The 9743-nt window shown below is 70.0% G+C and carries 7 protein-coding genes; 3 read left to right on the top strand and 4 right to left on the bottom strand.

All coding sequences use genetic code 11. The features are described 5' to 3' along the window. On the bottom strand, window positions 1-2356 hold a 2356-nt coding region (locus tag VF665_RS02740), incomplete at its 3' end, for a SusC/RagA family TonB-linked outer membrane protein (RefSeq protein ID WP_331051868.1). Between the two features lie 350 nt (window positions 2357-2706). Here VF665_RS02740 and VF665_RS02745 point away from each other — a divergent pair. From VF665_RS02745 to VF665_RS02755, 3 genes are all read left to right on the top strand, one after another. After that, entirely contained in the window at window positions 2707-3561 is an 855-nt protein-coding gene (locus VF665_RS02745) for a histidine phosphatase family protein (protein WP_331051869.1), read from the top strand. Window positions 3562-3631: 70 nt separating this feature from the next. After that, a complete protein-coding gene (locus tag VF665_RS02750) occupies window positions 3632-4240 on the top strand; it encodes a hypothetical protein (RefSeq protein ID WP_331051870.1) in 609 nt (202 codons plus the stop codon). Further along, entirely contained in the window at window positions 4209-5153 is a 945-nt protein-coding gene (locus VF665_RS02755) for a hypothetical protein (protein WP_331051871.1), read from the top strand. Before VF665_RS02750 ends, VF665_RS02755 begins: the two co-directional genes overlap by 32 nt. Window positions 5154-6151: 998 nt before the next feature. Here the strand turns inward: VF665_RS02755 and VF665_RS02760 are convergent. The 3 genes from VF665_RS02760 to VF665_RS02770 all read right to left on the bottom strand — a co-directional run. Continuing rightward, entirely contained in the window at window positions 6152-6943 is a 792-nt protein-coding gene (locus tag VF665_RS02760; protein WP_331051872.1) for an SDR family oxidoreductase, read from the bottom strand. After that, the gene (locus VF665_RS02765) at window positions 6940-7866 is read right to left on the bottom strand and encodes an alpha/beta hydrolase (RefSeq protein WP_331051873.1); all 927 of its coding nucleotides are present in this window, start codon (window positions 7864-7866) and stop codon (window positions 6940-6942) included. Before VF665_RS02765 ends, VF665_RS02760 begins: the two co-directional genes overlap by 4 nt. A 128-nt stretch (window positions 7867-7994) precedes the next feature. Then, a partial coding sequence (locus VF665_RS02770) for a glycogen/starch/alpha-glucan phosphorylase (RefSeq protein ID WP_331051874.1) occupies window positions 7995-9743 on the bottom strand: 1749 nt, incomplete at its 5' end.

Genomic DNA, 9743 nt, shown 5'->3' on the forward strand with positions numbered 1-9743 from the left:
CCACGTTGAACCGGCTTTCCCACCGCACGTTGCGGCGGTCCACCGGCACCACCGTGAGCAGCATTTCCACGCCGCTGTTGCTGATGGAGCCGATGTTGGTGAGCTGGCTGCTGATGAACCCGGTGGAGGGCGCCACCGAAATGGACTGCAGCAGGTTGTCGGTCCGCTTGTTGTAGTAGGTGAAGTCCACCCCCACGCGGTCGTTCAGGAAGGTGGCCTCGGTGCCGATCTCGTACTCCTCACCGCGCTCCGGCTCCAGGTTGGGGTTGCCGAAGGCGACCGGGCGCAGGCCGGAGTACGTGGCGCCCGGGCCCGCCACCTTGACGACTGTGTAGGTCTGGCTGGCCGAGTACGGGTCCGGCGAGCGGCCCGCCTGCCCGTAGGCGGCGCGCAGCTTGAGCGTGTTCACGTGCAGCGGGTTCAGGAACCGCTCCAGCGCCGGCTCTTCCGAGAGCACGTACGACAGCCCGGCCTTGGGGTACACGATCAGGTCGAACTCGCGGCCAAAGCTGCTGTTGTCGTCGGCCCGCAGGGCGCCCGTAAGGAACAGGCGGTTGCCGAAGGCAAGCTGCTCCTGCACGTAGTAGCCCAGCGACTTGTTCTCCACCACCGTGTTGGAGCCGGTGGTCTGCGCCGCGTTCTGAATGGTGGTGATGTCGGGCGCGCCCAGCCCGCGGCCGATGCCGAACAGCGTTTCAGTGCGGCGCGCGATGTAGTTGATGCCGAACGAGGTGGTGGTCTCCAGCCAGTTGTTGAGCGGGAGTTCCACGTTGCCCACGTAGTCCACCGTGTACAGGCGGTTGCGCGGTACCCGGATGCCGCTGAGCCCTTCGGGCTCTTCGGCGAAGGAGGCGTCGGTGCTGCCGGCCGGCGAAATGATGGTGGCCGTGTTGTTGGTCTGGTCCAGCCCCAGCGTGACCCGGTTGCGGAACCACGTCACCGGACGGTAGTTCACGGTGCCGCCCAGCGTGGTGCGGTCGGAGCGCGTCTGGTTGTTGTAGTTGTTGGCGCGCGACCCGTCCACCGAGAACGCGTAGCCGGGCTGCACGCCCGTGGCGGCCGGAATGCGGCCCACCAGCCCGCGCACCGAGCCCAGCAGCAGCCCCTGCGCGGACTCGTCGCCGATGGGAAGGCGCAGGTGGTTGCGCACGTAGTTGGTGCTGACCTGAAAGTCCAGCTTGCTGTTGGCGTTCACCGTAAAGTTACCGCGGAACGAACGCCGGTTGTTGAAGCTGTTGAAGAACACGCCCTGCTCGCGGTCCATGTCGCCGGCCACGAAGTACGAGAAGCGGTCCGCGCCGCCGCTCACCGACAGGTTGGTGCGGGTGATGTCGCCGTCACGGAACCCGAACGGGTCCACCGTGATGGGGCTGGGGGCATCGAGGACCGTGTTCACCGGCACCCCCTGGCAGCCGGGGAACACCGGCTCGTTGGTGGTGGCCGTGCGCTCCGCGATGCGGGCCGCGGTGCAGGTGGTGTAGTTGCGCGGCAGGTCCGCCACCATCTCGTTCACGCCCATCTCGTACTTCAGGTTCCACCGGGTGCGCTGCACGCCGCGCGTTCCCTTTTTGGTGATCACCTGAATCACGCCCGCGGCCGCCTCGGCGCCGTACAGCGTGGAGGCGGCGGGGCCCTTGATGACCTCGATGCTCTCGATGTCTTCGGGGTTCAGAAACGAGAGGGCCGACGTCACCTGCGTGCTGAACGAGGTGGCGCCGGCGCCTGACGCGCCGAAGTTGCCCAGTTCGGCGTCGCTGTACCGGATGCCGTCCACGTAGATCAGCGGGCGCACGGCCGTCAGCGAGCCCGCGCCGCGGATGCGGATGTCCGCCGCGGCGCCGGGGGTGCCGGCGTTGCTCAGGATCTGCACGCCCGGGGTCCGCGACTGCAGCACCTCGGTCACGTCGCTCACCGTGGTCTTCTGCGTGATCTCGGCCACGTCCACGGTGGTGACGCTGTTGGGAAGCTGGCGCCGGCTGGTGGCGCCCGGCGTTCCCGTCACCACCACCGCCTCCAGCCCCAGGGCGGCCGGGGCGAGCGCGAAGTCGGCGCGGGCCGTCTGCCCGTCGGCCACGGTCACGCTGCTCTCGGCCGTGGCGTGCCCCAGCATGGAGGCCCGCACCGTCACCCGCCCCGCGGGAACGCCCGCCAGGGAGTACTCACCGTTGGCGCCCGTCACCGTGCGGCGGTCCGTTCCCGCCACGGACACCGAGGCGCCGCTCAGCGGCTGCCGGTTGCCCGATTCCAGGACGGTGCCGCGCACGGTGCCGCTCTGTGCGGCCAGCGGCGCGGCGAACAGGAGCCCCGCGGCCAGGGCCAGCCGAAGCCACCCCTTCCGATGGGTAGCAGAGCCCATACATCCTCCGTTAGATCTGTGATTCACGATTGGTTGTGCTGCGGACAGGGTCGAACCCGACGGAACTCGGCCGGTGTGCACCCTCCTGTGCGGGGTGATACGGAGCGATCCCGGCCGGCGGGCGGCGGGAACCATTGACGCTCTCGGACCTGCGCGGTCGCGCGTGCGCCCGGCGTTTTTCCGGGAAAACGAAACGGGGCACGCCGGGCGCCGGTCCATCTGCTCGCGGCAGGATACCGAATGCGGCCGCCGTTTACAAGACCGTCACCCCGGGACGCCGCATTCTGCGGCCGGGTCCCGGCCTTGCACGAAGCTTGGAAAGTCTTTTTTTCACCCACGCCCCGCCGCCCATGCCTCCCCCGCTCACCCGCGTTTTTCTGGTGCGCCACGGCGCCACCGTCCTTACCGCCGAAGACCGCTTTGCCGGCGCGGTGGACGTTCCGCTCTCCGACGAGGGGCAGGCGCAGGCGGCCGGCCTTTCGCGCCGTCTGGCAGCCACGCCCATTCACGCGGCCTACGCCTCACCGCTGGGCCGGGCCATGGAAACGGCCGCGATCGTCACCCGGGGGCACGCCGTGGCGGTGACGCCTCTGCCCGCGCTGCGGGAGATTTCGCACGGACGGTGGGAGGAAATGACCCGCGCCGAGGTGCAGGCCAGGTACGCGGACGAGGCGGAACGGTGGGATGCGGACCCGTACACCTTTGCGCCGGAGGGGGGCGAGTCGGGGCTGCAGGTGACGGCGCGGGCGCTCCCGGCGGTGCTGGACCTGGTGCGCGCCCACCCGGATCAGACGGTGCTGGTGGTGTCGCACAAGGCCACCATCCGGCTGATCCTGAGCTCGCTGCTGGGGTTTGATCCGCGGCGGTATCGCGACAACCTGGACCAGAGCCCGGCCGCGCTCAACGTCGTCGATTTTCGCGGGCCCACCCGGGCGCGGCTTACGCTCTTCAACGATACGTCGCACTACGAGCAGGGCGGGCTGGCGCTCCCGGCCGTCCCCGCGGCGCGGCTCTCTCCCTGGTGGTGCGTGGATGCGGGCGCGGCGGGCGATGTTGGGGTCCGGTGGGACCTGTGGCGCCAGGACGACAACGGCAACCGCGTTCGGGTGGCCGACTTCGCCACCCGCGCCGAGGCGGACGCGCGCATGGCCGAGTTCGAGTCCCGCCACCCCGAGCAGACCTACTGGGTGGCCCCCGCCGAGTAATTGCGCGACGACGATCTTACGATTATCGTGAACTGCTTTTACGATAATCGTGAATGGGGCGGGAGGGGGGATGCTCGACCGGTCGGAGCCCACTACTCTGGGCGCACTGCTCGCGGCGCTGCGCGCGTTGGGAACGCTGCTGGAATCGCAAGGCGCCACGGAGCACCTGGTCGTGGTGGGTGGCGTCGCCATGAACCTGCGCGGGTTTCACCTCCGCGGCACCGCGGACGTGGACGTCATTGCGCGCGGGACACCCGTCCCGGAAGGGGTTCCGCTGCTGTTTGCGCCGGAGCCGCTTCCACCGGCGCTGCAGGCAGGCATTCTCCGCGTCGCCCGTGACTTCGGCCTCGATCCTGACTGGATGAACACCGTAGTCGCGAGCCAGTGGCTGACAGGAATGCCGCCGGGGCTCGCGGGAGACCTGGAGTGGCACCGTTTCGGGACGCTGTACGTCGGGGTGCCCGGACGGGAAGCGATGATCGCGCTCAAGCTCTTCGCCGCGCTGGATCTGGGCCCCGGGAGCGTGCACATGCAGGACCTGCTGAGGCTCAGGCCGACCGACCAGGAACTGGAGCGCGCCGCGGCCTGGGCGGCTACGCAGGACGCGAGCGAGGCATTCCACGCACAGATTCCACAGGCGCTTGCCCATGTCCGCAGTCAGTTGCGAATCGCTGAGTAGCAGGGCCGCGGAGGTGGCGCTCACCGCCGTCTGGGCGCAATGGGGCGTGCTGAACCCGATGCTCCTGCGCAACGCGTCCGCGCCGGTGCCGGCGAGCATCCTGGATCCCGAAGCACTCGTGCTGGCATCCCTCTGCCTTTGGGATTCGGAACGGCGTCTCGCGGACGTGCTTGCCTGGTGGGCCGCCCGGGGCTCCGGGCTGATGAGCACGCGCAGGATCAAGAGCCTGCGCCCCGGCTTCCCCGCGGAACGGACGCCGCGGCTCGGCCAGTTTGCCGCGTGGGCGCACGAGGCGGGAGACACCCGCTGGAAGGCGGACGTGACCGAACCGGTCCCCGTGCGCGCCGGAAAGGGCCCCAAGGAACTCCGCCTTGAGGGTCCCGCAACGCTCCTTCTCCGCCTGCGCGCGGGCTTCGGCGTGAGCGCCAAGCCCGACGTCCTGGCCTTTGTGGTGGCGATGGACGGAGTTGCTCTCCCCAGCAAGGAGATCGCCCGCGCGGTTTCGTACGCGGACACCAACGTTCGCCAGGCCGCGAGAGATCTGCTGGCGGGCGGATTCTTGGAGCAGGCCAACACCTTCCCGATCGCATACCGGTCGCCCATCGGATTCGCGCACGGCCTCGTCCGGCTCCTTTCCCGCCACGGCGACGACGAGGATCTTCCGCACTGGATCCACTGGCCGGCCGTCTACGCCTTTCTGATCTCCGTCGCGGGCTGGGAAGGGACGAACGGCGCGCCTGATCCGTACCTGCTGAGCACGCAGGCCCGGGATCTGTACGAGGAGCACGGATGGATCTTTGAACGCGCTGGACTGCGGGTGCCGGACCCTGCCCGCTACCGGGGCGACGAGTATCTCCCCGCCTTCAGCGATACGCTGGACATTCTCTCCGACTGGATCAGCGCTCAGCTGTAGCAGGCGGGGGACGGAAACGCGACACCGCGCACGGCGCGGTGTCGCGTTTTCGTGCGTGCGGCGGGGTCTCGTCAGCGCGGCGCGGCGGCGCGTGCGGCGCGGCCTGGCATCAGGCGCATCGGATCCGCCACCTCAGCCCCCACCGGGATGACTCACCGGGTCCGGACTTCGGGTGTCATTCTGAGGGAGGCGCCGCGCCGCGCCGTCCGTCACACCGGACTCTGGCGCCGACCGAAGAATCCCGCGCCACCGCATCCGATGCACGACCGGTTGCGCACCGCGCTCGGACGCTGCGGGGTGCGGCGGGAGAGGCTGGAGCGCGCCACGCCAGCCCGCGGCGCGGCGGATGCTTCGGTCCGGGATTCTTCAGGCGCGCATGAACGCGGTGCCGGGGAAAGCGCGGCGCACGCTCCTTCAGAATGACGCCCCGGCGCCGAAGTGGGCGGCAGGATACCGGAGAGCGGAGGTGCCGCCGCAAGCGGCGCCTGCGAGGCGAGCGGCGTGAGATGGCACCAGGCGCAGCGCGATTTCTCACCTCCGCCGCACCGGGATCCCACGCCCGCCTCGGACTTCGGGTGTCATTCTGAGCGGAGGCGCTGCGCCGCACCGTCCGTCACACCAGACTCTGGCGCCGACCGAAGAATCCCGCGCCTCGGACGCGGAATGCACCGCAGGTTGCGCGGCGCGTACCGAATCCGCGGGCGCCGCCGAGAGTCCGGCAGCGCGCCACGCCGGCACGCGGATGCTTCGGCACGGGATGCGCCGGCGCCGGGTGGCCCACGAACGGCGCCGAAAGATCCCGCTCTCCTCAGCCAAGCCTGACCACGCACATTCACGATAATCGTAAATCGTTTTCACGATGATCGTAGAACGGACAGCGGCCTCCATCGACAGCATTGTTTGCGGGAAACACGGGAGGGCGCCGGACGGGAGGGATAAAGAACGCGACACCCGCGCCAGCCGCGGTGTCGCGTTTTCGTGTGTGCGGCAGGGTCTCGTCAGCGCGGCACGGCGGCGCGGGCGGCGCGGACCTGGGCCTCGAACGCCTCCACGTCGTCGTAGTAGCGCCGCGCCATCTCCGGGCTGACGGGGTTGGTGTACACGTCCGCCCGCGGCGCCGCGATCACCCCGGCGATGACCTCCGCCACCTCCTCCGCTGTCTGCGGCTTCATGGGCCCCGGCGGCGGCCCGCCGGCGATGGGCCCGCCACGCGCATTGGCCGCGAACTCGGTCAGCACCACGCCCGGCATCACCAGCGAGACGTGGATGCCGGGATGCGCATCCGCCAGATCCACGCGCAGGTTGGCGGTGAGGGCGTTCAGCGCCGCCTTGGCCGCATTGTACGCCGAGCGCTGCGTGGCGATGGGCACGCGCCCCAGGAACGACGATACGTTGATCAGGTGGCCGCTCCCGCGCTCCACGAAGTGGGGAACGATGGCCTGCATGCCGTACAGCGCGGAGCGGACGTTGATGGTCATCATCTCGTCCAGGTCCTCGTCCGTCACCTCCAGCGCCGGCCGCGTGATCCCCCGTCCCGCGTTGTTGATCCATACGTCCACGCGCCCGAACCGCTCCACCGCCGCGTCGCGCAGCGCCTCCACCTGCGCCCGCACCGTCACGTCGGTGGGCACGGCGAGCGCGGACGCACCGCTCTCCGCCGCGACCGCCTCCAGCTCCTCCCGCCGCCGCGCCGCCAGGACGACGGACGCGCCCTCCGCGCCCAGCCGGCGCGCCACCGCCGCGCCGATCCCGCCGCTGGCGCCCGTGATCACCACCACCCTGCCGCTCATCCGTTCTCCCGTTCATTGTGGACCGCCGTCGTCTCGCTCCCAGCCGCCGGCGCGCACGCCACGCCGCGCGGATCGCGGACGAAGCGGGCGATGTCGCCCAGCACGGGCGCCGTGTTGAGCCGCGGGACGGAAAGGGCGACCACGATCTCCACGTGCCCCACGCCGCGGTAGGTCCGCAGCCCCGCGCAGCCGCCCCGCTCGCGGATGGCCGCCGCCAGCCGGCGCGAGTTTTCCACCGACACCGTGCGGTCCGACTCCCCGTGCAGCAGGAGCAGCGGCCGCTCCGTCCCGTCCACCCGCGTGAGCGGATAGGTGGCGGGCCACCCCTGGCGCGGGCCCATGAGCGCCTGCACGTCCGCGTCCGTCCAGGTGGTCGCCACCGGGCCGGCGAGCGCCACGAAGCCACGCACCGACGCCGCGGGAACGCCCGCGTCCGCCAGCCAGTGCTCGTCCAAAGCCAGCAGCGCCACGGTGTGCGCGCCCGCCGAGTGCCCCATCACGAACAGGTGATCGGGGTCGCCGCCCAGCTCGCGCGCGTGGTCCCGCGCCCAGCGAACGGCGTGGGCGCCATCCTCCACCCAGGCGGGAAAGCGAACGCGGGGGTACAGCCGGTAGTCGGGAACCACGACGATCCACCCGCGGCGCGTCATTCCGTCCGCCAGCAGGCGGTAGTCGCGCTTGGAGCCGCCCTGCCAGCGGCCGCCGTACAGCCACACGACGACGGGCGCGCCGGGTCGGACGCGTTTGGGCCGGTACACGTCCAGCTTCAGGCGCGGGTCGGCGCCGTACGGCACGTCCGCCGTGCGGGTGAAGTGGTCGCCCACGAACACCGCTTCCGCCAGCCCGCGCGCGGAACACCCCGCCACGGTCATCATCATCCCCAGCACCGCGAGCGGCGCGACCCATCCCGTGCGCTTCATCATCAACCTCAATGCGCGGCTCCCTCCGAAAGCATCCGCCTCTTCGCAGAGGACGCGCCACGCTGGCCGAAAGCGAAACGGCCCGCCCACCGACAGGTGAGCGGGCCGCGGTACGGACACAACTGAGCCGATCAGAGCTTCCAGATCCGTTCCGCATACTCCTTGACCGAGCGGTCGCTGCTGAAGAAGCCGCAGCGCGCCACGTTCAGCACCGCCTTGCGCGTCCAGTCGTGCGTGTCGGCCCAGGCGGCGTCCACCTGCTCCTGCGCCTCCAGATACGCGTCGAAGTCGGCCAGCACCATGTACGGGTCGGAGTGCAGCAGCCCCTCCACCAGCGGCCGGTACAGCCCCGGGTTTTCGGGAGAAAGCACGCCGCTCATGATGAAGTCCAGCACGCGGGCCAGGCGCGGGCTGGCCTCGTACTCCGCGCGGGGATTGTAGCCCGCGGCCTTGCGCGCCTCCACCTCGTCGGCCCTGAGGCCAAAGATGAAGATGTTCTCGTCGCCCACGCGCTCGGCGATCTCCACGTTGGCGCCGTCCAGCGTGCCGATGGTGAGCGCGCCGTTCAGGGCGAACTTCATGTTCCCCGTGCCCGACGCCTCGAAGCCTGCCGTGGAGATCTGCTCCGACAGGTCGCTGCCGGGAAAGATCTTTTCCGCCAGCGACACCCGGTAGTCGGGGAGAAAGGCGACGCGCAGCAGCCGCGACGCCAGCGGCTCCGCGTTCACCAGCCGCCCCACCGCGTTGGTGAGCTGAATGACGAGCTTGGCCGTCCAGTACGTGGGCGCCGCCTTGCCGCCGAACAGCACGGCGCGCACGGGCACGTCCAGGTCCGGCGCGTCGCGCAGGGTCAGGTAGCTGTCCACGCAGCGCAGCACGTTCATCAGCTGGCGCTTGTACTCGTGCATGCGCTTGATCTGCACGTCCATCATGGACGCGGGATCCACCGGCGTTCCCGTGAGGTCCGTCACGATTCCCGCCAGCCGCGCGCGGTTGGCGGACTTGATGGCCATCCACCGCTCCCGGAACGCCGCGTCGGCCGCGAACGGCTCCAGCTCGCGCAGGCGCTCCAGGTCCGTGACCCACCCGTTGCCGATCGCCTCGGTGATGAGCGACGACAGCCGCGGGTTGGCCTTGAGCATCCAGCGCCGCTGCGTGATGCCGTTGGTCACCGAGGTGAAGCGGTCCGGCCACAGCTCGTGGAAATCCTTGAAGATGCTGTCCTTGAGGATCTCCGTGTGCAGCGCGGCCACGCCGTTGGTGGTGTGGCTCCCGACGATGGCCAGGTTGGCCATCCGCATGCGCGAGCCGGAAACGATGGCCATGCGCTCCTCGCGCGCGGCGTCGCCCGGGAACTTCTCCAGGACGCGGTCGCGAAAGCGGCGGTCGATCTCGCGCACGATCTCCATCTGCCGCGGCAGCAGGCGGCCGAACAGGTCCGTCCCCCACTGCTCCAGCGCCTCGGGGAGCACCGTGTGGTTGGTGTAGGCGAACGTCCGCCGCGCGATGTCGAACGAGGCGTCCCACTCCAGCCCGTGGTCGTCCATCAGCAGCCGCATGAGCTCGGGGATGGCGACGGCGGGATGGGTGTCGTTCAGCTGGATCTGCACCTTGTCGGGGAAGTCGTCAAACGTCTTCCGCTCCGTGAGGTACCGGGCGATGATGTCCTGCAGCGTGGCGCTGACGAAGAAGTACTGCTGCTTGAGCCGCAGTTCCTTGCCCGCGCCGGTGTCATCGGGCGGATACAGCACCTTGGAGATGGTTTCGGTCTGGCTCTTGGCCTCCACCGCGGCGATATAGTTGCCGCGGATGAAGCCCTCCAGGTCGAACTCCTCCGTGGCCTTGGCCGCCCACAGCCGCAGCGTGTTGACGGTGTTGTT

The organism is Longimicrobium sp., from assembly GCF_036387355.1.
Taxonomy (GTDB): Bacteria; Gemmatimonadota; Gemmatimonadetes; order Longimicrobiales; family Longimicrobiaceae; genus Longimicrobium.